Origin of the sequence: Pseudomonas frederiksbergensis (genome assembly GCF_001952935.1) — a bacterium.
Taxonomy (GTDB): Bacteria; Pseudomonadota; Gammaproteobacteria; order Pseudomonadales; family Pseudomonadaceae; genus Aquipseudomonas; species Aquipseudomonas frederiksbergensis.
Genome location: NZ_CP018319.1, coordinates 1,616,450 through 1,642,227 on the forward strand (window position 1 = coordinate 1,616,450; position 25,778 = coordinate 1,642,227).

Below are 25,778 nucleotides of genomic sequence, written 5' to 3' on the forward strand. Positions count from 1 at the left end.
GGGCCGAACCTTAGCATTGTCGGGAGATGGTGACAGCCGGGAGCCGTCCGGGATTGCTGTACGAACTTTCCTGCGGACAAAACAAAACCCCTACCTGCATACGCAGATAGGGGTTTCGGAATTTAATCTTGACGATGACCTACTCTCACATGGGGAAACCCCACACTACCATCGGCGATGCATCGTTTCACTGCTGAGTTCGGGATGGGATCAGGTGGTTCCAATGCTCTATGGTCGTCAAGAAATTCGGTAGCCAGGTCGTTTACCTTACGGTTCACGCTCCAGCGAATGGGTATGCGATAGATTTGTGTGTTTCGATTCGAACTTTCGACATGTATCGTCTTCACACACCGCAATCTGGTGCCCTTTCGCCTTTCAGCTCGAAGCATGCAAATTGCTTGGGTGTTATATGGTCAAGCCTCACGGGCAATTAGTATTGGTTAGCTCAACGCCTCACAGCGCTTACACACCCAACCTATCAACGTCGTAGTCTTCGACGGCCCTTCAGGGGACTCAAGGTCCCAGTGAGATCTCATCTTGAGGCTAGTTTCCCGCTTAGATGCTTTCAGCGGTTATCTATTCCGAACATAGCTACCCGGCAATGCCACTGGCGTGACAACCGGAACACCAGAGGTTCGTCCACTCCGGTCCTCTCGTACTAGGAGCAGCCCCTCTCAAATCTCAAACGTCCACGGCAGATAGGGACCGAACTGTCTCACGACGTTCTAAACCCAGCTCGCGTACCACTTTAAATGGCGAACAGCCATACCCTTGGGACCGGCTTCAGCCCCAGGATGTGATGAGCCGACATCGAGGTGCCAAACACCGCCGTCGATATGAACTCTTGGGCGGTATCAGCCTGTTATCCCCGGAGTACCTTTTATCCGTTGAGCGATGGCCCTTCCATACAGAACCACCGGATCACTAAGACCTACTTTCGTACCTGCTCGACGTGTCTGTCTCGCAGTCAAGCGCGCTTTTGCCTTTATACTCTACGACCGATTTCCGACCGGTCTGAGCGCACCTTCGTACTCCTCCGTTACTCTTTAGGAGGAGACCGCCCCAGTCAAACTACCCACCATACACTGTCCTCGATCCGGATAACGGACCTGAGTTAGAACCTCAAAGTTGCCAGGGTGGTATTTCAAGGTTGGCTCCACGCGAACTGGCGTCCACGCTTCAAAGCCTCCCACCTATCCTACACAAGCAAATTCAAAGTCCAGTGCAAAGCTATAGTAAAGGTTCACGGGGTCTTTCCGTCTAGCCGCGGATACACTGCATCTTCACAGCGATTTCAATTTCACTGAGTCTCGGGTGGAGACAGCGCCGCCATCGTTACGCCATTCGTGCAGGTCGGAACTTACCCGACAAGGAATTTCGCTACCTTAGGACCGTTATAGTTACGGCCGCCGTTTACCGGGGCTTCGATCAAGAGCTTCGCGTTAGCTAACCCCATCAATTAACCTTCCGGCACCGGGCAGGCGTCACACCCTATACGTCCACTTTCGTGTTTGCAGAGTGCTGTGTTTTTAATAAACAGTCGCAGCGGCCTGGTATCTTCGACCGGCATGGGCTTACGCAGTAAATGCTTCACCCTCACCGGCGCACCTTCTCCCGAAGTTACGGTGCCATTTTGCCTAGTTCCTTCACCCGAGTTCTCTCAAGCGCCTTGGTATTCTCTACCCAACCACCTGTGTCGGTTTGGGGTACGGTTCCTGGTTACCTGAAGCTTAGAAGCTTTTCTTGGAAGCATGGCATCAACCACTTCGTCACCCAAAGGGTAACTCGTCATCAGCTCTCGGCCTTGAAATCCCGGATTTACCTAAGATTCCAGCCTACCACCTTAAACTTGGACAACCAACGCCAAGCTGGCCTAGCCTTCTCCGTCCCTCCATCGCAATAACCAGAAGTACAGGAATATTAACCTGTTTTCCATCGACTACGCTTTTCAGCCTCGCCTTAGGGACCGACTAACCCTGCGTCGATTAACGTTGCGCAGGAAACCTTGGTCTTTCGGCGTGGGTGTTTTTCACACCCATTGTCGTTACTCATGTCAGCATTCGCACTTCTGATACCTCCAGCAAGCTTCTCAACTCACCTTCACAGGCTTACAGAACGCTCCTCTACCGCATCACCTAAGTGATACCCGTAGCTTCGGTGTATGGTTTGAGCCCCGTTACATCTTCCGCGCAGGCCGACTCGACTAGTGAGCTATTACGCTTTCTTTAAAGGGTGGCTGCTTCTAAGCCAACCTCCTAGCTGTCTAAGCCTTCCCACATCGTTTCCCACTTAACCATAACTTTGGGACCTTAGCTGACGGTCTGGGTTGTTTCCCTTTTCACGACGGACGTTAGCACCCGCCGTGTGTCTCCCATGCTCGGCACTTGTAGGTATTCGGAGTTTGCATCGGTTTGGTAAGTCGGGATGACCCCCTAGCCGAAACAGTGCTCTACCCCCTACAGTGATACATGAGGCGCTACCTAAATAGCTTTCGAGGAGAACCAGCTATCTCCGAGCTTGATTAGCCTTTCACTCCGATCCACAGGTCATCCGCTAACTTTTCAACGGTAGTCGGTTCGGTCCTCCAGTTAGTGTTACCCAACCTTCAACCTGCCCATGGATAGATCGCCCGGTTTCGGGTCTATTCCCAGCGACTAGACGCCCTATTAAGACTCGCTTTCGCTACGCCTCCCCTATTCGGTTAAGCTCGCCACTGAAAATAAGTCGCTGACCCATTATACAAAAGGTACGCAGTCACCCAACAAAGTGGGCTCCCACTGCTTGTACGCATACGGTTTCAGGATCTATTTCACTCCCCTCTCCGGGGTTCTTTTCGCCTTTCCCTCACGGTACTAGTTCACTATCGGTCAGTCAGTAGTATTTAGCCTTGGAGGATGGTCCCCCCATATTCAGACAAAGTTTCTCGTGCTCCGTCCTACTCGATTTCATGACTAAGAGATTTTCGCGTACAGGGCTATCACCCACTATGGCCGTACTTTCCAGAACGTTCCGCTAATCTCAAAGCCACTTAAGGGCTAGTCCCCGTTCGCTCGCCACTACTAAGGGAATCTCGGTTGATTTCTTTTCCTCAGGGTACTTAGATGTTTCAGTTCCCCTGGTTCGCCTCTTAAGCCTATGTATTCAGCTTAAGATAACCATCTTATGATGGCTGGGTTCCCCCATTCAGACATCTCCGGATCAAAGTCTGTTTGCCGACTCCCCGAAGCTTTTCGCAGGCTACCACGTCTTTCATCGCCTCTGACTGCCAAGGCATCCACCGTATGCGCTTCTTCACTTGACCATATAACCCCAAGCAATCTGGTTATACTGTGAAGACGACATTCGCCGAAAATTCGATTCTTGCTCCAAAGAGCAACTCACAAATTTTACCTTAGCCTGATCCGTTACCAGTGAAAGTAACGTCCAGTCTATCTTTCTATCACATACCCAAATTTTTAAAGAACGATCTAATCAAAGACTAGAAATCAACATTCACCATCATCACGATGGAATGCTCATTTCTAAGCTTTCAACAAACAGAAGCAGTAGTGGTGGAGCCAAACGGGATCGAACCGTTGACCTCCTGCGTGCAAGGCAGGCGCTCTCCCAGCTGAGCTATGGCCCCGTATTTCTACAGGTGTTTCCCACACAAAATTGGTGGGTCTGGGCAGATTCGAACTGCCGACCTCACCCTTATCAGGGGTGCGCTCTAACCAACTGAGCTACAGACCCAATTTCGGGCTGCTTCTTATCGTCTTCTTCAATGAATCAAGCAATTCGTGTGGGAACTTATGGAGCAGCTGATGTCGTCGATTAAGGAGGTGATCCAGCCGCAGGTTCCCCTACGGCTACCTTGTTACGACTTCACCCCAGTCATGAATCACACCGTGGTAACCGTCCTCCCGAAGGTTAGACTAGCTACTTCTGGTGCAACCCACTCCCATGGTGTGACGGGCGGTGTGTACAAGGCCCGGGAACGTATTCACCGCGACATTCTGATTCGCGATTACTAGCGATTCCGACTTCACGCAGTCGAGTTGCAGACTGCGATCCGGACTACGATCGGTTTTCTGGGATTAGCTCCACCTCGCGGCTTGGCAACCCTCTGTACCGACCATTGTAGCACGTGTGTAGCCCAGGCCGTAAGGGCCATGATGACTTGACGTCATCCCCACCTTCCTCCGGTTTGTCACCGGCAGTCTCCTTAGAGTGCCCACCTTAACGTGCTGGTAACTAAGGACAAGGGTTGCGCTCGTTACGGGACTTAACCCAACATCTCACGACACGAGCTGACGACAGCCATGCAGCACCTGTCTCAATGTTCCCGAAGGCACCAATCCATCTCTGGAAAGTTCATTGGATGTCAAGGCCTGGTAAGGTTCTTCGCGTTGCTTCGAATTAAACCACATGCTCCACCGCTTGTGCGGGCCCCCGTCAATTCATTTGAGTTTTAACCTTGCGGCCGTACTCCCCAGGCGGTCAACTTAATGCGTTAGCTGCGCCACTAAGAGCTCAAGGCTCCCAACGGCTAGTTGACATCGTTTACGGCGTGGACTACCAGGGTATCTAATCCTGTTTGCTCCCCACGCTTTCGCACCTCAGTGTCAGTATCAGTCCAGGTGGTCGCCTTCGCCACTGGTGTTCCTTCCTATATCTACGCATTTCACCGCTACACAGGAAATTCCACCACCCTCTACCATACTCTAGCTCGACAGTTTTGAATGCAGTTCCCAGGTTGAGCCCGGGGATTTCACATCCAACTTAACGAACCACCTACGCGCGCTTTACGCCCAGTAATTCCGATTAACGCTTGCACCCTCTGTATTACCGCGGCTGCTGGCACAGAGTTAGCCGGTGCTTATTCTGTCGGTAACGTCAAAACACTTACGTATTAGGTAAATGCCCTTCCTCCCAACTTAAAGTGCTTTACAATCCGAAGACCTTCTTCACACACGCGGCATGGCTGGATCAGGCTTTCGCCCATTGTCCAATATTCCCCACTGCTGCCTCCCGTAGGAGTCTGGACCGTGTCTCAGTTCCAGTGTGACTGATCATCCTCTCAGACCAGTTACGGATCGTCGCCTTGGTGAGCCATTACCTCACCAACTAGCTAATCCGACCTAGGCTCATCTGATAGCGCAAGGCCCGAAGGTCCCCTGCTTTCTCCCGTAGGACGTATGCGGTATTAGCGTCCGTTTCCGAGCGTTATCCCCCACTACCAGGCAGATTCCTAGGCATTACTCACCCGTCCGCCGCTCGCCACCAGGTACAAGTACCCGTGCTGCCGCTCGACTTGCATGTGTTAGGCCTGCCGCCAGCGTTCAATCTGAGCCATGATCAAACTCTTCAGTTCAAACATCTTTGGGTTTTTAAGAAACCCTAAACTTGGCTCAGCAATCGTTGGTTACATCTTTGATTTCTCGCGGAGTAACTTGTGATGCTGATAATCTTGTTGACTATCAGTCTGACTCCACAAGCACCCACACGAATTGCTTGATTCAGTTGTTAAAGAGCGGTTGGTTAAGATCTTTCGTCTCAGCCGAGGCGCGCATTCTACAGCAGCCTCTGTTGCTGTCAAGCGGTTATTTTTCGAAGTTTTCAAAGTTTCCTTTGCAACTTCAACCACTTGCGCTTGCGATCTCTCGTTAGCGGGAGGCGAATTCTACAGCGTTACTCGCTGCTGTCAACACCTCTTTTACACCGCTTTCGACCGAGAAGATCGAATCGTCAAAAGAGCCAAACCACCTCGCTCTTTCAACTCCTTCTGGGCTTCGATGAACTGAAGCAACTCGCTGCCGAAAACTGCATAACTCATTGTTTACCAAGGAGTTTTCCGTTTCGACTGCGCCGGAAGTGGGGCGAATTATAGACTTCCAGAATCTGCCGTCAACACCTATCTTCATAATTCTGTCATATAGATGAAAAATCCCCTGAAATGCAAAGGCCGGCCCCAAGGGGCCGGCCTTCTTCTCTACTACTTACAAGCTAGGAAATGCGAACTGCGAAGCTTCATGGCTCGCCCGTTGTGGCCAGCGCTGGGTAATGGCCTTGCGACGGGTGTAGAAACGCACGCCATCCGGACCATACGCATGCAAGTCGCCGAACAGCGAGCGCTTCCAGCCGCCAAAGCTGTGGTAAGCCACCGGTACCGGCAACGGTACGTTAACGCCGACCATACCGACTTCGATCTCGTCGCAGAACAACCGCGCCGCTTCCCCATCACGGGTAAAGATGCAGGTGCCGTTGCCATACTCGTGATCGTTGATCAGCTGCATCGCCTCTTCCAGGCTGTTAACCCGGACAACGCACAGCACCGGCCCGAAGATCTCTTCTTTATAGATGCGCATTTCTGGCGTGACGTTATCGAACAGGCAGCCACCCAGGAAGAAGCCTTCCTCATGACCCGCCACGCTCAGACCACGACCATCGACCACCAAGGAAGCACCCGCCGAAACACCGTCTTCTATATAGCCACTGACTTTGTCGCGAGCCTGACCGGAAACCAGCGGCCCCATGTCCAGACCGCAGGAAGTACCGGCACCGATTTTCAGCGCCTTGATTTGCGGTACCAACTTGGCCACCAGCGCATCCGCCACCTGATCACCGACGCACACAGCCACCGAGATCGCCATGCAACGTTCACCGCATGAACCATAAGCCGCGCCCATCAATGCGCTGACCGCGTTATCCAGATCCGCATCCGGCATCAACACCGCATGGTTCTTCGCGCCACCCAGTGCCTGAACACGTTTGCCGCGCTTGGTGCCTTCGGCGTAGATGTATTCGGCAATCGGCGTCGAACCAACGAAGCTCAACGCTTTGACTTCCGGCGCTTCGATCAGCGCGTCCACCGCAGCCTTGTCGCCGTGCACCACACTCAGTACACCTTTAGGCAGACCTGCCTCGATCAACAGTTGAGCAATCAACAACGTCGAACTTGGGTCTCGCTCGGAAGGCTTGAGAATGAAGCAGTTGCCGCAGACGATCGCCAGTGGATACATCCACAACGGCACCATGGCCGGGAAGTTGAACGGCGTAATACCAGCCACCACGCCCAGCGGCTGGAAGTCCGACCAGGCATCAATGTTCGGGCCAACGTTACGGCTGTACTCGCCCTTGAGGATTTCCGGCGCTGCGCAAGCGAACTCGACGTTCTCGATTCCGCGTTTCAGTTCACCGGCAGCATCTTCCAACGTCTTGCCGTGTTCTTCGCTGATCAGCTGAGCGATACGCGCTTCGTTCTGCTCCAGCAATTGCTTGAAGCGGAACATCACCTGCGCACGCTTGGCCGGCGGAGTGTTACGCCATGCAGGGAATGCAGCCTTGGCCGAGTCGATGGCTTTTTGAATGGTTTCGCGACTGGCCAATGGCAGCTTGTGGATTGCCTTGCCGGTGGACGGGTTGAACACGTCAGCTGTGCGACCGTCTTCGGTCACCAGTTCGCCATTGATCAAATGCGGGATAAGGCTCATGCGGGGCTCCAGGAAAGTTGTCCACAGGCGCCCGTCACCGGGCGCCTCTATATAGAAGGGAAAAATCAGTCGATCTTGTTCAGCACTTCGCCGACCGCGTCGAACAGACGATCAAGGTCTTGCGGCTTGCTGTTGAAGGTTGGGCCGAACTGCAGGGTGTCGCCGCCGAAGCGCACGTAGAACCCGGCTTTCCACAACGCCATGCCGGCTTCGAACGGACGCACGATGGCGTCGCCGTCACGAGGTGCGATCTGGATCGCACCGGCAAGGCCGTAGTTACGAATATCGATGATGTTTTTCGAGCCCTTCAGACCGTGCAGCGCATTTTCGAAATGCGGCGCGACTTCGGCCACGCTCTGTACCAGGTTTTCCTTTTGCAGCAGGTCGAGTGCTGCCAGGCCAGCGGCGCATGCCACCGGGTGCGCGGAATAGGTGTAGCCGTGCGGGAATTCCACCGCGTACTCCGGCGTCGCCTGGTTCATGAAAGTCTGGTAGATCTCGGAGCTGGCAATCACCGCGCCCATCGGAATCGCGCCGTTGGTAACTTGCTTGGCGATGCACATCAGGTCCGGGGTCACGCCGAAGCTGTCGGCGCCGAACATCGAACCGGTACGGCCGAAACCGGTGATCACTTCGTCGAACACCAGCAGGATGTTGTGCTGATCGCAGATCTCACGCAGACGCTTGAGGTAACCCTGCGGCGGAACCAGCACGCCAGCGGAACCGGCCATGGGCTCGACGAATACGGCGGCGATGTTCGAAGCGTCATGCAGTTCGATTAACTTCAGCAGTTCATCGGCCAAGGCGATACCGCCCTGCTCCGGCATGCCGCGCGAGTAGGCATTGCTCGCCAGCAAGGTGTGCGGCAGGTGATCGACGTCCATCATCGCCTGACCGAACATTTTGCGGTTGCCGTTCACGCCGCCGAGGCTGGTGCCGGCGATGTTCACACCGTGGTAACCACGGGCACGACCGATCATTTTGGTCTTGGTGGCCTGGCCTTTCAGACGCCAGTAAGCGCGGACCATCTTCACCGCGGTATCAGCGCACTCGGAGCCCGAGTCAGTGAAGAACACATGATTAAGATTGCCCGGGGTCAGGTCGGTGATTTTCTCAGCCAGCTGGAACGACAGCGGATGGCCGTACTGGAAGCCTGGCGAGTAATCGAGGGTACCCAATTGCTTGGCGACCGCTTCCTGAATTTCCTTGCGGGTATGCCCGGCGCCGCAGGTCCACAAACCGGAGAGCGAGTCGTAAACCTTGCGGCCCTTGTCATCGATCAGCCAACTGCCTTCAGCCGCCACGATCAGTCGCGGATCGCGCTGGAAATTACGGTTGGCGGTGTAGGGCATCCAGTGAGCATCGAGCTTGAGCTGGCTGGCCAGGGAAGTCGGGTTGTTTTCAGGCAAGTTCATTGGGCAAAACCTCGCAGGGCAATAAGCGGCATAGAGATCAAAAGCGTTCTTGCAGCTAAATTGCCACGGGGATAAAGTCGGTGAAATCCAACTCTTCTAACGTTCAGTCAGCCAACCACTAAACTTTGAGTAATTTGAGCATGAGCAGCCGTCGCCCCGATCCGCTGGCGCAAGTCAGTGACTTTGATATCCGCCTGCTGCGGATCTTTCGCAGCGTGGTGGAGTGCGGCGGCTTCTCGGCAGCGGAGTCGGTGCTGGGGATTGGCCGCTCGGCCATCAGCCAGCAAATGAGTGATCTGGAACAGCGCCTCGGTTTGCGCTTGTGCCAACGCGGCCGAGCCGGGTTTTCCTTGACCGAAGAAGGACGCGAGGTCTATCACTCGGCGTTGCAGCTCTTAAGTGCGCTGGAAAGCTTCCGCACTGAGGTCAATGGACTGCACCTACATTTGCGCGGCGAATTGACCATCGGCCTGACCGACAACCTGGTCACCCTGCCCCACATGCGCATCACCCACGCCTTGGCGCAATTGAAGGAGCGCGGGCCGGACGTGCAGATTCAGATCCGCATGATCGCGCCCAATGAAGTCGAACAAGGCGTGCTCGACGGTCGTTTGCATGTCGGCGTGGTGCCGCAGGCCAGCGCGCTGTCGGGGCTGGAATATCAGCCTCTGTATAGCGAACGCTCGCTGCTGTATTGCGCGGTCGGTCATCCGTTGTTTTATGTCGACGATAAACAACTGGATGACGAGCGCCTCAATAGCCAGGACGCCATCGCGCCGACCTTCCGTTTGCCCGCGGAAATCCAGGCCCATTACCAGGCGCTCAATTGCACCGCCAGCGCCTCGGACCGGGAAGGCATGGCCTTCCTGATCCTGACCGGACACTTCATCGGTTACCTGCCGGACCACTACGCCAGCCTCTGGGTGCAGCAAGGCCGATTGCGTGCGCTGAAACCAAAGGTTCGGTTTTATGACCTGAGCCTCGCATCGGTCACGCGCAAGGGGCGTCGTCCGCATTTGGTGTTGGAAAGCTTCCTCGAAAGCCTGGCCGCCACACGCTAACCACCACATCCCTGTAGGAGCCGAGCTTGCTCCTACAGAGATGGGGGGAGGTTTTATCGCGTCGGGACTTGTCTGATGCCGGTGGGTGCGCTATCAACGCACTGGTTGCACCCACTCACTTGTTCGGAAGTGCCTATGACCTTTGAAGTCCCCGCTCACGGCGGCAAACCTGCCAGCCGGATTCGTCAGAAGAACGAAGAGACCATCATCAAAGCCGCCGAAGACGAGTTCGCCCGTCACGGGTTCAAAGGCACCAGCATGAACACCATCGCCCTGAATGCCGGGTTGCCCAAGGCGAATCTGCATTACTACTTCACCAACAAACTCGGTTTGTACGTGGCGGTGTTGAGCAACATCCTCCAGTTGTGGGACAGCACCTTCAACACCCTGACTGCCGAAGATGATCCCGCCGAAGCGCTGACGCGTTACATCCGCGCCAAGATGGAATTCTCCCGTCGTCAGCCACAAGCCTCGCGGATCTTCGCGATGGAAGTGATCAGCGGCGGCGAGTGCCTGACCGAATATTTCAATCAAGACTATCGCGCCTGGTTCCAGGGTCGGGCGGGCGTGTTCCAGGCGTGGATCGACGCCGGCAAAATGGACCCGGTCGACCCGGTTAACCTGATCTTCCTGTTGTGGGGCAGCACTCAGCATTACGCCGATTTCGCCACGCAGATCTGCCGTGTCACCGGTCGCACCAAGTTGACCAAGCAAGACATGGAAGACGCGGGCAACAACCTGACCCGCATCATTCTCAAAGGCTGCGGCCTGACGCCAACGATCTAAGACACTTATGCCTTTTACCCTCAGCGGTTTTTGCGAGTACCGCGAAGAGATTCGCAAAAGCCGCTTCATCACTTTCGCCGCGCCGATCAGCAGCCCTGCTGAAGCCCTGGCGTTCATCGAACAGCACAGCGATTTGAATGCCTCGCACAATTGCTGGGCCTGGAAGCTTGGCGACCAATACCGCAGCACTGACGACGGCGAGCCCGGCGGCACCGCTGGCCGGCCGATTCTGGCGGCAATCGACGCGCAGGATTGCGATCAAGTCGCGGTGCTGGTGATTCGTTGGTATGGCGGCATTCAACTCGGCACCGGCGGCCTCGCACGGGCGTATGGCGGCGGCGCCAACAAGTGCCTGCAAGCGGCGGTAAAGGTTGAGTTGATCAGTCGGGTGCCGGTGAGTTGTGCCTGTGCTTTTGCAGAGTTGCCGCTGGTGAAGCTTCGGGTGGCGGAACTGGGTGGATTGGTGGTGGAAGAAACGTTCACGGCCAACGGCGTAGAGCTGCAATTGGCGATCGGCGAAAGCCAGATCGATACCCTGCAAACGCAGCTGGCGGATTTGAGCCGCGGACGCATTTTGTTGCAGCACTAATCGCACCAACAACGTTCACCGCTCTTTCGTATAACCGGTGCATTTGCCCACATCTACTGTGCACCCGGCTGTGGATAACCTGAGCACACTCGGCTGTAACCCTTCTGTCATGCGGCTTTGCGGGCTTTGCTCACTTTTTGTCCAATCCGTTATCGAAAAAGATAAATCCACGTAAAAACAATCGGTTAACGCGGTTTATCACCATTAGAAGAAAGCCACCCAGTGCTTATGCCCGAGCTTCGAGCTTGCGCACAAATACTGTGGAGCAATCTGTGGATAACCCGTTCATGGCTGTCGCCGCCCCATGTCCGGCATGGCTTGGCGCCGGTTGCTTGTTTTTTGACCAAACGCCTTGTGCAAAACTGGAGCCTGATCAACGGCGCTGCCCTCAAGTGGTGCCTGGTTCGGATCGACATAGGGCGGGGTGTCGTCCTCAAAGCCTTTATCTGTAGCGCATTTGATTTTTCCTGACTCAATGGCCAGGAAATTGCTTTATCCACAGACATCACTTCTATCGACCCGAGCCTGTCATGCCCAACCCCGTGCCGATCTCCGATCCAACACCTCGCCTGCAACTGCGCAACATCAGCAAGCGCTACCCCGGTTGCCTGGCCAACGATGCCATCGACCTGAGCATTGCACCCGGTGAAATCCACGCCCTGCTCGGCGAAAACGGCGCGGGTAAAAGTACGTTGATGAAGATCATCTACGGCGTCACCCACGCGGACTCGGGCGAGATGATCTGGCAAGGGCAACGCCTGACCCTGCGCAACCCGGCTCAGGCTCGGGGGCTGGGAATCGGCATGGTGTTCCAGCATTTCTCGCTGTTCGAGACTTTGAGCGTGGCGCAGAACATTGCCTTGGCGATGGGCGCGGCGGCGGGTACACCGAAACAGCTTGAGCCAAGGATTCGTGAAGTCTCCCGGCGCTACGGCATGGCGCTGGAGCCGGGGCGACTTGTCCACAGCCTGTCGATCGGCGAACGCCAGCGGGTGGAAATCATTCGTTGCCTGATGCAGGACATCCGCCTGCTGATTCTCGATGAGCCAACTTCGGTGCTGACTCCGCAGGAAGCCGACGATTTGTTCGTCACCTTGCGCCGACTCTCCGGCGAAGGCTGCAGCATTCTGTTTATCAGCCACAAACTCGGTGAAGTTCGCGCGTTGTGCCACAGCGCCACGGTGTTGCGCGGCGGTCGGGTGGCCGGGCATTGCGTGCCGGCCGAGTGTTCGGATCGGCAACTGGCGCAGTTGATGGTTGGCGAAGCCGCTGCGCTGATTACGGACTATCCGAAAGTCACTGGCGCTAATGCATTCCTGAACGTGACGGGACTGTCCTGGCACAACCCCGATCCGTTCGGCTGTTCGCTAAAGGACATCGAGCTTGAAGTACGCAGTGGCGAGATCGTCGGCATCGCCGGGGTCGCGGGCAACGGTCAGGATGAGTTGCTGGCCCTGCTCAGCGGCGAAGAACAGCTCGGCCGCAACGATGGCGCAACGATCAGTTTCGCCGGGCAACCGGTGGCGCACTTGCGCCCGGATGCACGGCGCAAACTGGGCCTGGCCTTCGTCCCCGCTGAACGTCTGGGCCATGGCGCAGTGCCGGACCTGAGCCTGGCGGACAACGCCCTGCTCACTGCGTTTCAACAAGGGCTGGTCAGCAACGGCCTGATCCAGCGCGGCAAGGTCGAAGCGCTGGCCGAAGAAATCATCCGCCGCTTCGGGGTCAAGACACCCGATAGCCAGACACCGGCCCGCAGCCTGTCTGGCGGCAACTTGCAGAAATTCATCCTCGGCCGCGAAATTCTCCAACAACCGAAACTGCTGGTGGCCGCGCACCCGACCTGGGGCGTGGACGTCGGCGCCGCCGCGACCATTCACCGGGCGCTGATTGCCTTGCGCGACGCTGGCGCGGCGATCCTGGTGATCGGCGAAGACCTCGACGAACTGTTCCAGATCAGCGACCGCCTCGGCGCGTTGTGCAGCGGTCGATTGTCGCCGCTCAAGGCCACGGTCGACACGCGCCTGATCGATGTCGGCGGCTGGATGGCCGGCCAATTCGACGCCCCTCAATCACTCGCACCCGCAACGGTTTAACGGAGTTTCACATGCTGCTTTCTCTCGAACCCCGTGGCCAGCAATCGCGTCTAATGCTGTGGTGCTCGCCATTGCTGGCGGCTGTCCTGACGCTGGGCTGTGGCTCGCTGCTGTTTATCGCGCTGGGGCATGATCCATTACTGACGCTGCACACCTTGCTGATCGCGCCGATCAGCGACCTGTATGGCGTCTCCGAGTTGCTGGTCAAAGCGCTGCCGATTTTGCTCTGCGCGTTGGGGCTGGCGGTGGCGTACCAGGCGCGGATCTGGAACATCGGCGCCGAAGGTCAGTTGCTGCTTGGCGCGCTGGCCGGCAGTGCGCTGGCGGTGAATATCATCGGCATGCAAAGCCGCTGGGCGCTGGTGCTGATCCTGCTCGTCGGCACCCTGGCCGGTGCCGCGTGGGCCGGGCTGACGGCGTGGTTGCGCACGCGTTTCAATGCCAATGAAATCCTCACCAGCATCATGCTCAATTACATCGCCCTGAACCTGTTGCTGTTCTGTGTGCATGGGCCGCTGAAGGATCCGGCGGGGTTCAACTTTCCCGAGTCAGCGATGTTCGGTGATGCCAGTCGTTTGCCGCTGCTGATGGAGGATGGTCGGGTCCACGTCGGCGTGTATTTCGCCTTGCTCGCGTTGGTCGCGGTGTGGGTGTTGCTGCAGAAAAGCTTTATCGGTTTCCAGATCAAAGTCCTCGGGCTGGACAAGCGCGCAGCGGGGTTCGTCGGCTTTCGCGAGAAACGGCTGATCTGGCTGGCGCTGTTGATCAGCGGAGGATTGGCGGGGCTGGCCGGGGTGTGCGAAGTCACCGGGCCGATCGGCCAATTGGTACCGCAAGTCTCGCCCGGTTACGGTTATGCCGCGATCACCGTGGCGTTTCTCGGACGACTCAATCCCATCGGCATTCTGTTTTCCAGCCTGCTGATGGCGTTGCTGTACCTCGGCGGCGAGAGCGCGCAGATGAGCATGAATCTGCCGCAAGCGATCACCCAATTGTTCCAGGGCATGATGCTGTTTTTCCTGCTGGCCAGTGACGTGCTGATTCTCTATCGGCCGCGCTTGAATTTGCGCTGGTCCCGTCGTGCACCAGCCACCGCCGTACACGCAGGAGCGCTGTGATGGATATCGATCTGCTGAGCAATATTTTCTATGCCATGGTCCGCTGCGGTACGCCGCTGCTGTTGGTGGCACTCGGTGAGCTGATCTGCGAGAAGAGCGGCGTTCTGAACCTCGGCCAGGAAGGGATGATGCTGTTTGGGGCGGTGATCGGTTTTATCGTTGCGCTGAACAGCGGCAACCTGTGGCTCGGCGTGTTGTTGGCGATGCTTGCCGGGATGCTGTTGTCGTCGTTGTTTGCGTTGGTGGCGCTGGTGTTCAACGCCAATCAGGTGGCCACCGGGTTGGCGCTGACGATCTTCGGCGTGGGCCTGTCGACCTTTGTCGGCGCGGCGTGGGTCGGTAAACCGCTGGCAGGTTTTGAGCCGGTGGCGATTCCTTTTTTGAGCGACATCCCGCTGATCGGACGGATGCTGTTTGCGCAGGATCTGTTGGTGTATGTGTCGTTCGCGCTGTTTGCGCTGGTGGCCTGGGTGATGGTGAAAAGTCGCGTCGGGCTGATCATTCAGGCGGTCGGCGAAAACCCGGATGCAGCCAGCGCGATGGGTTTGCCGGTGTTGGGCGTGCGCACGCTGGCGGTGCTGTTTGGCGGGGCGATGGCTGGGTTGGCCGGGGCTTATTTGTCGTTGGCCTACACGCCGATGTGGGCGGAGAACATGAGCGCCGGGCGTGGCTGGATCGCCCTGGCACTGGTGGTGTTTGCCAGTTGGCGGGTATGGCGATTGCTGCTGGGGGCGTATCTGTTCGGGCTCGCCAGCATCCTGCATCTGGTGGCGCAGGGGTTGGGGCTGGCGATTCCGTCGAGTCTGTTGGCGATGCTGCCGTATGTCGCGACCATTGTGGTGTTGGTGCTGCTGTCGCGAGATGCGCTGCGTACGCGGTTGTATGCGCCGGTGTCGTTGGGGAAACCGTGGCAGGCCGGGCATTAGCGGTTGTCTGCACCGGCCTCATCGCGAGCAGGCTCACTCCCACAGTAGTCCGGGTTTAACTCAGGATTGCGGGTCGACACGGATCCCCTGTGGGAGTGAGCCTGCTCGCGATGACGCTCGCACTGGCAACACCTGAGCTACGCCCCACGCCAATTCAAAGACCAGAAAAATCACCAACAGCGAACTGGCGCCATGGAGCAAGGCATAGAGCAGCCAAGTCGAAAAAAGAAACCTGCCCACCGCGTCATACCGCCCATACACCTGCTGCGGATCACGAATCCGCAGCACCGCCCACACGCAGACAATCGACCCCAACAGATTGGCCATCAGCATGTGCATTGGCTCAAACGGCGGCAACTCGCCGGACAAATTGAGCGCCTGGCTCACACTCAACAAAACGCCATGCAACGCCGCAAAGCTCCACGGCGTGACAAACGCTGCCGTCACGATCAAGTCATACCAGGCACTACCCTTCACCAACCGGCGATATTGCGTTGAAGTCCACATCCGTTTTGCTCCAGAAAATCAGGGAGCAACAAGGCTAAAGCCTGGAGTATGCTCCAAGGTCAAGCCCTCTCGAGAAGTCATGATGCGCATCGGAGAATTAGCCCAGGCCAGCGCCGTCAGCCGCGACACGCTGCGCTTTTACGAGCAACGCGGATTGATTGCGGCACAACGCAGCGCCAACGGTTATCGCGACTACCCGGCGGACATGGTGCAACTGGTGCAGTACATCAAGACCGCTCAGCGATTGGGCTTTACCCTCGGCGAAATCGGCAACAGCGTCGCCGCGATATCGCAGTCGCCCGATCCTGACAGCGCCGTCACGCAATTGCTGCAAGACAAACTCAAACTGATCGAAACCCGAATCGACGAACTCGGCGCGCTGCGTCAGGAGTTGCAGCAACGGCTCGGTCAACGTTGTCCATTGAATCCGTGATCCTCATTTATCAAGGAAGCCACTTATGTCTACGGCAAAAACCGCACTCATCATCGGCGCCTCCCGGGGCCTGGGCCTCGGTCTGGTAAAAACCCTGCTGGCCGACGGCTGGCAGGTCACCGCCACCGTGCGCAACCCGCAGAATGCCGAAGCCTTGCAAGCCTTGGGCAAGGTGCGGATCGAAAAACTCGACATGGACGATCAGCAAGCGGTCATCGCTCTGAGCCAGCAGCTCAAGGGCGAAGTGTTCGACCTGTTGTTCGTGAATGCCGGGGTCAAAGGCCCGGACGTTCAAACGCCGGGCGGCGCGACCCTGGCCGAAGTCGGCCAACTGTTCTTCACCAATGCGGTGGCGCCAATCAATCTGGCTCAACGCTTTGTCGGGCAGATTCGTCCGGACAGCGGGGTGCTGGCGTTCATGAGTTCGGTGCTGGGCAGCGTGACCATGCCGGATGCGCCGGAGCTGGCGTTGTACAAGGCGAGCAAAGCGGCGCTGAACTCGATGACCAACAGCTTCGTCACTCAGTTGGGCGAGCAGAAACTCACCGTGTTGTCGCTGCATCCGGGTTGGGTGAAGACCGACATGGGCGGTGAAGGTGCCGACATCGATGTGGACACCAGTACGCGTGGGTTGGTCGATCAAGTGAACGCGTATGCCGGCAAGGGCGGGCATCATTTTGTGAATTACCGGGGTGAAACCATTCCTTGGTAACCCCACTGCCCCTGTGGGAGCGGGCTTGCTCGCGAATGCGGTGCGTCATGCAACATTGATGTCGACTGACACTCCCTCTTCGCGAGCAAGCCCGCTCCCACAGGGGTTTGGGTTGTTCTGTCGGGCGAGGCTTGTCTGCCGAGCGGTTTTGAATGAAACTCCGCACCTCGCCCCCGCGGCGACCCTGGATCAGCAGACAGGGTAATCACTGAGCTGGCTAACCTGAACCCCACTTTCAGAGGAGCCGGCCAACATGCCTGCGACCCGTACCTGGTTAAAAAATCCCCTCGCGATCTTCACTGCCAATAGCCTCGATGCCCGTGGCGGCCTGGTGCTGCAAGACGGTTTAATTGTTGAAGTGCTCGCCGCCGGCCAGCAACCTTCCGCGCCCTGTGGACAAGTCTTCGATGCCCGCGAGCATGTGATCCTGCCGGGACTGATCAACACCCATCACCACTTCTATCAAACCCTGACCCGCGCCTGGGCGCCGGTGGTCAATCAGCCGTTGTTCCCGTGGTTGAAAACCCTCTATCCGGTCTGGGCCCGCCTCACCCCTGAAAAACTCGCCCTCGCCAGCAAAGTCGCGTTGGCCGAGTTGCTGCTGTCCGGCTGCACCACCGCGGCCGATCACCATTACCTGTTTCCGCAAGGCCTGGAGAATGCGATCGACGTACAGGTCGAAAGCGTTCGCGAACTGGGCATGCGCGCCATGTTGACGCGCGGTTCCATGAGCCTCGGCGAAAAGGACGGCGGCCTGCCGCCGCAGCAGACCGTGCAGGAAGGCGAAGTGATCCTCGCCGACAGCCAACGCTTGATCGCCGAGTACCACGAGCGTGGCGACGGTGCGCAAATCCAGATCGCCCTCGCGCCCTGCTCGCCGTTTTCGGTGACCCCGCAAATCATGTCCGCCAGCGCCGAACTGGCGAACAAACTCGACGTGCGCCTGCACACTCATCTGGCCGAAACCCTCGACGAAGAAGACTTCTGCCTGCAGCGCTTCGGCCTGCGCACTGTGGACTACCTGGACAGCGTCGGCTGGCTCGGCCCGCGCACCTGGCTGGCTCACGGCATCCACTTCAACCCGGATGAAATCGCTCGCCTCGGCGCCGCCGGCACCGGCATTTGCCATTGCCCGAGTTCGAACATGCGCCTGGCTTCCGGCATTTGCCCGACGCTGGACCTGACGGCTGCGGGTGCGTTGCTGGGCTTGGGCGTGGATGGTTCGGCGTCCAACGATGCGTCGAACATGATGCTGGAAACCCGTCAGGCGCTGTACATTCAGCGGCTGCGTTATGGCGCCGAGAAGATCACCCCGGAATTGGTTTTGGGTTGGGCGACCAAGGGTTCGGCGAGTTTGCTCGGGCGTACTGATATCGGCGAACTGGCGGTGGGCAAGCAGGCGGACCTGGCGCTGTTCAAGCTCGATGAGCTGCGGTTCTCCGGCAGTCATGATCCGGTGTCGGCATTGCTGCTGTGCGGTGCTGATCGGGCGGATCGGGTGATGGTGGGCGGCAAATGGCGGGTGATTGATGGGCAGGTGGAGGGGCTGGATTTGAAGGGGTTGATTGCCGATCACAGCCAGGCGGCTCGGCAACTCATCGCCGGTACCTAATCCACCACCTGATCGTTCCCACGCAGAGCGTGGGAACGATCACCCATCAACTACAGGCCCAGCAGCGACAACATGATGAACGTCGCAAACAGCACAAAGTGGGTCATGCCTTCGATGGCGTTGGTTTCGCCATCATTGAGGTTGATCGCGCTGACGATCAGGGTGAGGAAAATCATCACGGTTTGCACCGGCGTCATCGCCATCTGGAACGGCTGGCCGGTGTAGAGCGCCATCGCTTCCATCACCGGCACTGTCAGGATGACTGTCGACAGCGATGCGCCCATGGCGATGTTGACCACCGACTGCATGCGGTTGGCCAGTGCCGCCCGCAACGCGGTCAGGATTTCCGGCGCCGCCGAGATTGCCGCCACCAGGATTGCCGTGATCACCGGCGGTGCGCCCGTCCCTTCGAGGCCCAGATCGAGGGTCTTGGACATTACCTCGGCCAGTGCGCCGATCACCACCACGCCGAACACCAAAGTCCCGATACTCAGCAGCAGATTGACCGGCTCAGGTTGTTCCTCCGGGACTTTCTTGCGACGTTTTTCCGGGTAGCTGTAGCTGAAGAAATAACTGTGCGGCCCGACCTGCATGCGCAGGAACAAGGTGTAGAGCACGACCATCGCACCAATGGTGAACGCCGAATAGAGTTTCCAGCGAGCCTCGGGGATGAACTCCGGCACCACCATGGAAACGCCCATGGCGGTGAGGATCATCACGCTGTAACTGCGCGCCGAGTCGTCGTTGTAGGACTGTTCGCCGTGCTTGAGCCCGCCCATCAACGCGGCGAGGCCGAGGATGCCGTTGATGTCGAGCATCACCGCCGAATAAATCGTGTCGCGTACCAGGGTCGGCGAAGCCTCGTTGCTCATCATGATCGCCAGGATCACCACTTCCACCAGCACGGCGGCCAGGGTCAGGATCATCGTGCCGTAAGGGTCACCGACTTTTTCCGCAAGCAGTTCGGCGTGATGAGCAACGCGCATGGAGGCAACGACGATGAAGCCGATCAGTACCAGGCCAGCGGTCAGCGCGATGGGCTGGCCGCTGTGGAGCATCCAGTGCTCCAGCGGATAGGCGACGGCGGCGGCGATCACGGCCAGCAGCAGAAATTTTTCTTGCTTGAGGAGTGTGAGCATTGCGGGCCTTTTTGCCGGGTGAAGCGAAACCAGGGTGGTGAGCTACTGACTGCGGGGCGGCGCTAACGTTTCGTTACACCTTAGCGCACCAGTGGATGGCAACGAGTTCGGGGCATGCACTTTTATTGGCCTCAAGGGCCTCATCGCGAGCAGGCTCGCTCCCACATGATCTGTGCAAATCATGTGGGAGCGAGCCTGCTCGCGATGGCCGTTACGCGATCTCGATCCTTTAGTTGTCTTGTTGGTCAGCAATTTGCATTGCCCTGCCAACCTCACAACAACATGGAGTTCGAATTCATGCACAAACGTCCGTTGAAGAAGCTGCTTGGCGCCGTCGCCGCGGCCATCGGTCTGAGCGCCAGCCTGACCGCCAGCGCCGCCGACCCGCTGAAAGTCGGCTTCGTCTACATCGGTCCGATTGGCGATCACGGCTGGACGTATCAGCATGAACAGGGGCGCAAGGCGCTGGCGGAAAAATTCGGCGATCAAATCACCACCAACTACGTGGAGAACGTCGCCGAAGGTGCCGACGCCGAGCGGGTGATCCGCAATATGGCCAAGGACAAATACGACCTGGTCTTCACCACGTCCTTCGGCTACATGAACCCGACCCTGAAAGTCGCCAAGCAATTTCCCAAGGTGACCTTCGAACACGCCACCGGCTACAAACAGGACAAGAACCTCGGCACCTACCTGGCCCGCACGTATGAAGGTCGCTACGTCGGCGGTTTCCTCGCGGCGAAGATGACCAAGACCAAGAAGATCGGCTACGTTGCCTCATTCCCGATCCCGGAAGTGATCCGCGACATCAACGCCATTCAACTGGCTCTGAACAAGTACAACCCGGGCACCGAGATCAAAGTGGTGTGGGTCAACTCCTGGTTCGATCCGGGCAAAGAGGCCGATGCCGCCAATGCGTTGATCGATCAGGGCGTGGACGTGGTGTTCCAGCACACCGACAGCCCGGCGCCGATCCAGGCAGCTGAACGACGCGGCGTGTATGCCGTGGGCTACGCTTCGGACATGGCGCACTTCGGGCCGAAAGCGGTGCTGACGTCCATCGTCAACGACTGGGCGCCGCACTACATTCAGGCGACCCAAAGCGTGCTCGATCACCTGTGGAAATCGCAGGATTACTGGGGCGGATTGAAGGAAGGCACGGTTGAGTTACCGATGAGCGATCTGGTGCCGGCGCCCGTGAAAGCCGAGGCGGAGCAGATCATTGCCGACATCAAGAGCGGTGCTTTCCACCCGTTCACCGGACCGATCAAGGATCAGGCCGGCGTCGAGAAGATTGCGGTGGGCGCGACGGCGAGCAATGCGGAGCTGGCATCGATGAACTACTACGTTGAAGGCATGAAGGCCGACATTCCTAAGTAGCTCCCCGCCCTGATCGTTCCCACGCTCTGCGTGGGAATGCCTCAATGGACGCTCTGCGTCCGCTTTTGGGACGCGGAGCGTCCCGGGCTGCATTCCCACGCAGAGCGTGGGAACGATCGTTATAGAGACTGCAAAATGAACCCGCTCCCGATCATCGACATCGCCCCGCTCTACAGCGATGCCCCCTCCGCCTGGCAATCAATCGCCACGCAAATCGACCACGCCTGCCGCGAGTGGGGCTTCTTCTACATCAAGGGTCACCCGATCAGCGCCGCGCGCATTAATGCCGTGCTCGACAGCGCCCAACGTTTCTTCGCCCTGCCCGCCGCCGAAAAACTCAGGATCGACATCACCCAAACCCGTCACCACCGCGGTTACGGCGCCATCGCCACCGAACAACTCGACCCGAGCAAACCCAGCGACCTGAAAGAAACCTTCGACATGGGCCTGCACTTGCCGGTCGATCACCCCGACGTGCTGGCGGAAAAACCGCTGCGCGGCCCCAACCGTCATCCGTCGATGCCCGGCTGGGAGTCGTTGATGGAGCAGCACTACGTCGACATGCAAGCCTTGGCACAAACCCTGTTACGGGCCATGACTGTGGCACTGGGTATCGAGCGCGATTTTTTCGACAGCCGCTTCGTTGAACCGGTCAGCGTGTTGCGGATGATTCATTACCCACCGCGCCACACCGCCAGCTCCGAAGCGCAACAAGGCGCTGGCGCCCACACCGATTACGGTTGTATCACCCTGCTGTATCAAGATGCCGCCGGCGGCCTGCAAGTGCGCAACGTTAACGGCGAATGGATCGATGCACCGCCGATCGACGGCACGTTTGTGGTCAACCTCGGCGACATGATGGCGCGCTGGAGCAACGACCGTTACCGGTCGACGCCGCACCGGGTGATCAGCCCGCTGGGGGTGGACCGTTACTCGATGCCATTTTTTGCCGAACCGCACCCCGACACGGTCATCGAATGCCTGCCCGGCTGTCAGGATGAACGGCACCCGACAAAGTATCCGGCCACCACCTGCGCTGAATTCCTGCTCTCGCGCTTCGCCGATACCTACGCCTATCGACGGCAACAGGAAGCGCTGTGATGAACCGGCTGGTCAGGTTTTGCTAATTGTTTCCACGAGCATCTGTAGAATGCTCGCCATCTGCACCTGATGAGAAAAGACTATGTACGACTGGCTGAACGCCCTGCCCAAGGCAGAACTGCACCTGCACCTTGAGGGTTCGCTGGAGCCTGAGTTGCTGTTCGCCCTGGCCGAACGCAACAAGATCGCCCTGCCGTGGAGCGACGTCGAAACCCTGCGCAAGGCCTATGCCTTCAACAACCTGCAAGAGTTTCTCGACCTGTATTACCAGGGTGCCGACGTGTTGCGCACGTCTCAGGATTTCTACGACCTGACCTGGGCTTACCTGTTGCGCTGCAAGGCGCAGAACGTGATTCACACCGAACCGTTCTTCGACCCGCAGACCCACACCGACCGTGGTGTGCCGTTCGAAGTGGTGCTCAATGGCATCGCCGCCGCGTTGAAGGATGGCGAACAGCAACTGGGCATCACCAGCGGTTTGATCCTGAGTTTCCTGCGCCACTTGAGCGAAGAAGAAGCCGAGAAAACCCTCGACCAGGCGCTGCCGTTCCGTGATGCGTTTGTGGCGGTCGGTCTGGACAGTTCGGAAATGGGTCACCCACCGAGCAAGTTCCAGCGCGTGTTCGATCGCGCCCGTCACGAAGGCTTCCTGACCGTTGCTCACGCCGGTGAAGAAGGTCCGCCCGAGTACATCTGGGAAGCCCTTGATCTGCTGAAAGTGCAGCGCATCGACCATGGCGTGCGCGCCATCGAAGACGAGCGTTTGATGCAGCGGATCATCGACGAGCAAATCCCGCTGACCGTGTGCCCGTTGTCGAACACCAAGCTCTGCGTGTTCGATCACATGTCACAGCACAACATTCTCGACATGCTCGAACGTGGCGTGAAAGTGACCGTGAACTCGGATGACCCGGCGTACTTCGGCGGTTATGTCACCGAGAACTTCCACGCGCTGTATACCGATCTGGGCATGACCCAGGATCAGGCCAAGCGTTTGGCGCAGAACAGCCTGGATGCCCGGTTGGTGAAACCGTAGTAATTGATCGTTCCCACGCTCTGCGTGGGAATGCCTCACCGGACGCTCTGCGTCCGCTCTTGGGACGCAGAGCGTCCCGGGCAGCATTCCCCCACGCGGAGCGTGGGAACGATCATCAAGCAACCGCCTCACTTAATTCTTCCAGTGTCTTGCCCCGGGTCTCCATCCCGAACACCCACACCACCCCTGCCGCAATCGCAAAACACATCGCCCCCAGCGCAAACACCCCGCCCTGCCCGGTCATCGGGAACACCAGCCCGGTCACCATTGGTCCGAGCAACGAACCCACGCGACCAATTGCCGACGCAAACCCCGAGCCCGTGGCCCGCGCCGATGTCGGGTACAACTCCGGTGTGTAGGTGTAAAGCACCGCCCACATGCCGAACAGGAAAAACTGCATCAGTAGCCCGGATGTGATCAACAGGCTGACGTTGCCGCCAAACACCGCGCTCTGACCATACAGAAACGCCATCACCCCGCCGCCGAGTAACGTCACCACGCACACCGGTTTACGTCCCCAACGCTCCACCAGCCAGGCGGCCATCAGGAAACCGGGAATCCCGCCAAGGGAAATCAGCACCGTGTAATACACCGACTGGGTCACGGCAAAACCTGACTGCTGCAGCAAGGCACTGAGCCAGGACGTCAGGCCATAGAACCCCAGCAAAGCGAAGAACCAGACGCTCCAGATCATCATCGTGCGCTGGCGGTACAGCGGCGACCAGATCTGCCGCAACGCGGAAAAGAAATGGCCCGGCGTACTCGCGGCTCTCGGCAGGCGGATCGGCTCAGGCAGCTGCGAACATCCCAGCGATGCCCGGACCCGATCTTCGATGCGCAGCAAAACCTTGTCCGCGACGTCATGATGCCCGGCCTGTTCCAGCCAGCGCGGTGATTCGGGAATGAAAAAGCGAATCGCCAGGACAAACACCGCCGGCACCGCCAACACCAGGAAGATGTCCCGCCAGCCAATTATCGGCAGCAGGAAGTACGACAGTACGCCGGCGGCGACGAAGCCCAGCGGCCAGAAACCGTCCATCAACGCGATGTAACGCCCACGTCGTTTGGCAGGAATCAGCTCCGAGAGCATCGACTGAGCGATGGGAAATTCCATGCCCATGCCGATCCCCAGCAGGATTCGGAACAACGTCAGCGTCTCGACGTTCTGCGCCGTGGAGCACAGGTAACTGGCGATCCCCCACAGCACGATGCTCCACTGAAACACCGGTTTGCGCCCGAAACGGTCGGCCAGCATGCCGGACAGTGACGCCCCCACGACCATGCCGAAAAAGCTCGAACTGGCCAGCAACCCGGCCTGTGCCGTGCTCAGGCCAAACTCGGTTTTGATCGAGCCGAGCAGGAAGGTCATCATCGCCAGGTCCATGGAGTCGAAGAAAAACGCCAAGGCAATGATGATGAAAATGATCCGGTGATAACCGCTGTTGGGCAGCCGTTCCAGTCGTTCTGCTGCGCTAAAGCCTTGTGTTTCCATGCCACACCCCCTCAATCCGAAAGTCCCCGGACGAGTGTGCGCGATAGCTGCTGGGGGTTACTGCTGGATGCGACCTGTTCGCAGCTCTGAGCGACGCCCGCAGCTTCGGGCGTCGATCTCGATGCGTCTACAAGGCCATTTCCAGCTCGGTTTCCTTGGCGAACCGATGGATTTCACGCTGCCCCGCGGCGGTGATCTGCAAGGCTCGCGAATCGTTGGGCAGGCTCAGCCAGCCTGACTGCATGAACAATTGCAGCAACGCAGCCCCCAGTGATCCGCCCATGTGCGGGCGTCTTTCGCTCCAGTCCGGACAAGCGCAGGCGACCCGGCTGTTGCGATGAGCCAGCGCCTGGATGAACACACCGCGCGTCGCCAATTGCGTGGCGCCTTTGTGAGTGATCATGACCCGCTGATCGAACTGTTCGATCCAGCCTGCATCCAGCAGACGCTGGTAAAGATCGGCGGCAAGGGTGCCGCCCAAATGGTCGTCGCAAAGCCTGGCGCGCAAGAGTGACGAAGGCGCTGCCTGAGGTTTGGCGATCGGTGAGGTGCGTTTGAAAACATCCGGGATTTCCCGAGGCTTGCTGGCCAGGGTGGCGCTGGCCAGAGCTTCTATTGCAGCCCCCACTTCAGGCGCGGCAAGGCGGAAGAACCGCTTGCGGCCGCGGAATTCGACTTTCAACAGACCTCCAGCGGACAAGCGCCCCAGATGCGCACTGGCCGAAGACGGTGACAGGCCAGCCAACAAGGCCAGCTCCTCGGTTTGCCGCGCCGAGCCGTCCATCAAGGCCCACATCATTGCGCTGCGCTTTGGGTCAGCCAGCAATGTGGCGATCTGGCTGATGCAAGGTGCATGTTCCATGTATTCACTCCCTGTTGAATCGTTTCGTCTACTGCTCAGAG

18 protein-coding genes, 2 tRNA genes and 3 rRNA genes are annotated in these 25,778 nt (G+C 58.1%); 12 read left to right on the forward strand and 11 right to left on the reverse strand.

The window, feature by feature from the left end:
- Nucleotides 1-126: 126 nt before the first annotated feature.
- From rrf to aptA, 7 genes are all read right to left on the reverse strand, one after another.
- Nucleotides 127-242: ribosomal RNA gene (gene rrf / locus PFAS1_RS07670) — 5S ribosomal RNA — on the reverse strand.
- A 167-nt stretch (nucleotides 243-409) separates the two neighbouring features.
- Nucleotides 410-3,301 (reverse strand): 23S ribosomal RNA (locus PFAS1_RS07675).
- Between the two features lie 248 nt (nucleotides 3,302-3,549).
- Nucleotides 3,550-3,625 (reverse strand) — tRNA-Ala (locus tag PFAS1_RS07680).
- Between the two features lie 30 nt (nucleotides 3,626-3,655).
- Nucleotides 3,656-3,732, reverse strand: a tRNA-Ile gene (locus PFAS1_RS07685).
- 82 nt (nucleotides 3,733-3,814) lie between these two features.
- Nucleotides 3,815-5,353 (reverse strand): 16S ribosomal RNA (locus tag PFAS1_RS07690).
- The 16S, 23S and 5S rRNA genes sit together here with 2 tRNA genes alongside, the layout of an rRNA operon.
- A 625-nt stretch (nucleotides 5,354-5,978) precedes the next feature.
- Entirely contained in the window at nucleotides 5,979-7,472 is a 1,494-nt protein-coding gene (locus tag PFAS1_RS07700; RefSeq protein WP_074873554.1) for a CoA-acylating methylmalonate-semialdehyde dehydrogenase, read from the reverse strand.
- A gap of 65 nt (nucleotides 7,473-7,537) precedes the next feature.
- Nucleotides 7,538-8,887 carry an omega-aminotransferase AptA gene (aptA, locus tag PFAS1_RS07705; RefSeq protein WP_076028743.1) on the reverse strand — a complete coding sequence of 450 codons (1,350 nt, stop codon included), beginning with the start codon at nucleotides 8,885-8,887 and terminating at the stop codon, nucleotides 7,538-7,540.
- A 140-nt stretch (nucleotides 8,888-9,027) separates the two neighbouring features.
- On the opposite strand from aptA, the gene PFAS1_RS07710 reads away from it, so the two are divergent.
- The 6 genes from PFAS1_RS07710 to PFAS1_RS07735 all read left to right on the forward strand — a co-directional run bounded on the left by PFAS1_RS07710 (nucleotide 9,028) and on the right by PFAS1_RS07735 (nucleotide 15,463).
- A complete protein-coding gene (locus tag PFAS1_RS07710; protein ID WP_074873550.1) occupies nucleotides 9,028-9,948 on the forward strand; it encodes a LysR family transcriptional regulator in 921 nt (306 codons plus the stop codon).
- Nucleotides 9,949-10,083: 135 nt separating this feature from the next.
- Nucleotides 10,084-10,734 (forward strand): TetR/AcrR family transcriptional regulator, encoded by a 651-nt coding sequence (locus PFAS1_RS07715; protein WP_076028744.1) that lies wholly within the window; start codon nucleotides 10,084-10,086, stop codon nucleotides 10,732-10,734.
- 7 nt (nucleotides 10,735-10,741) lie between these two features.
- A complete protein-coding gene (locus PFAS1_RS07720; protein ID WP_076028745.1) occupies nucleotides 10,742-11,323 on the forward strand; it encodes an IMPACT family protein in 582 nt (193 codons plus the stop codon).
- Between the two features lie 530 nt (nucleotides 11,324-11,853).
- Complete coding sequence (locus PFAS1_RS07725) at nucleotides 11,854-13,419, forward strand: ABC transporter ATP-binding protein (protein ID WP_076028746.1); 1,566 nt, start codon at nucleotides 11,854-11,856, stop codon at nucleotides 13,417-13,419.
- An 11-nt stretch (nucleotides 13,420-13,430) separates the two neighbouring features.
- Nucleotides 13,431-14,537 carry an ABC transporter permease gene (locus tag PFAS1_RS07730; RefSeq protein WP_076028747.1) on the forward strand — a complete coding sequence of 369 codons (1,107 nt, stop codon included), beginning with the start codon at nucleotides 13,431-13,433 and terminating at the stop codon, nucleotides 14,535-14,537.
- Nucleotides 14,537-15,463 carry an ABC transporter permease gene (locus PFAS1_RS07735; protein WP_074873540.1) on the forward strand — a complete coding sequence of 309 codons (927 nt, stop codon included), beginning with the start codon at nucleotides 14,537-14,539 and terminating at the stop codon, nucleotides 15,461-15,463. The genes PFAS1_RS07730 and PFAS1_RS07735 overlap by 1 nt, the downstream gene beginning before the upstream one ends.
- A gap of 60 nt (nucleotides 15,464-15,523) precedes the next feature.
- Here PFAS1_RS07735 and PFAS1_RS07740 read toward each other — a convergent pair whose 3' ends face one another.
- On the reverse strand, nucleotides 15,524-15,970 hold the full coding sequence (locus tag PFAS1_RS07740; protein WP_076028748.1) for a hypothetical protein: 447 nt from the start codon (nucleotides 15,968-15,970) through the stop codon (nucleotides 15,524-15,526).
- An 82-nt stretch (nucleotides 15,971-16,052) separates the two neighbouring features.
- Between PFAS1_RS07740 and PFAS1_RS07745 the strand changes: the two genes are divergently transcribed.
- From PFAS1_RS07745 to PFAS1_RS07755, 3 genes are all read left to right on the forward strand, one after another.
- Entirely contained in the window at nucleotides 16,053-16,403 is a 351-nt protein-coding gene (locus tag PFAS1_RS07745) for a MerR family transcriptional regulator (protein WP_076031504.1), read from the forward strand.
- A 25-nt stretch (nucleotides 16,404-16,428) separates the two neighbouring features.
- Nucleotides 16,429-17,115, forward strand: coding sequence for an SDR family oxidoreductase (locus PFAS1_RS07750; RefSeq protein ID WP_074873536.1), 687 nt, complete (start codon nucleotides 16,429-16,431; stop codon nucleotides 17,113-17,115).
- A gap of 253 nt (nucleotides 17,116-17,368) precedes the next feature.
- Nucleotides 17,369-18,727, forward strand: a complete 1,359-nt coding sequence (locus tag PFAS1_RS07755; RefSeq protein ID WP_076028749.1) for an 8-oxoguanine deaminase — start codon at nucleotides 17,369-17,371, stop codon at nucleotides 18,725-18,727.
- 50 nt (nucleotides 18,728-18,777) lie between these two features.
- On the opposite strand, the gene PFAS1_RS07760 is transcribed toward PFAS1_RS07755, so the two are convergent.
- The gene (locus PFAS1_RS07760) at nucleotides 18,778-19,866 is read right to left on the reverse strand and encodes a calcium:cation antiporter (protein WP_076028750.1); all 1,089 of its coding nucleotides are present in this window, start codon (nucleotides 19,864-19,866) and stop codon (nucleotides 18,778-18,780) included.
- Between the two features lie 297 nt (nucleotides 19,867-20,163).
- On the opposite strand from PFAS1_RS07760, the gene PFAS1_RS07765 reads away from it, so the two are divergent.
- The 3 genes from PFAS1_RS07765 (at nucleotide 20,164) to PFAS1_RS07775 (ending at nucleotide 23,383) form a co-directional block, all read left to right on the forward strand.
- Nucleotides 20,164-21,246: a BMP family ABC transporter substrate-binding protein gene (locus PFAS1_RS07765; protein ID WP_076028751.1), complete on the forward strand. Its 1,083-nt coding sequence runs from the start codon at nucleotides 20,164-20,166 to the stop codon at nucleotides 21,244-21,246.
- A 135-nt stretch (nucleotides 21,247-21,381) separates the two neighbouring features.
- Nucleotides 21,382-22,347 (forward strand): 2-oxoglutarate and iron-dependent oxygenase domain-containing protein, encoded by a 966-nt coding sequence (locus PFAS1_RS07770; RefSeq protein WP_076028752.1) that lies wholly within the window; start codon nucleotides 21,382-21,384, stop codon nucleotides 22,345-22,347.
- Nucleotides 22,348-22,429: 82 nt separating this feature from the next.
- Complete coding sequence (locus PFAS1_RS07775; protein ID WP_076028753.1) at nucleotides 22,430-23,383, forward strand: adenosine deaminase; 954 nt, start codon at nucleotides 22,430-22,432, stop codon at nucleotides 23,381-23,383.
- Nucleotides 23,384-23,498: 115 nt separating this feature from the next.
- Here the strand turns inward: PFAS1_RS07775 and PFAS1_RS07780 are convergent, their stop codons facing one another.
- The gene (locus PFAS1_RS07780; protein WP_076028754.1) at nucleotides 23,499-24,875 is read right to left on the reverse strand and encodes an MFS transporter; all 1,377 of its coding nucleotides are present in this window, start codon (nucleotides 24,873-24,875) and stop codon (nucleotides 23,499-23,501) included.
- A 127-nt stretch (nucleotides 24,876-25,002) separates the two neighbouring features.
- Complete coding sequence (locus tag PFAS1_RS07785) at nucleotides 25,003-25,737, reverse strand: ArsR/SmtB family transcription factor (RefSeq protein ID WP_074873522.1); 735 nt, start codon at nucleotides 25,735-25,737, stop codon at nucleotides 25,003-25,005.
- Nucleotides 25,738-25,778: the final 41 nt, after the last annotated feature.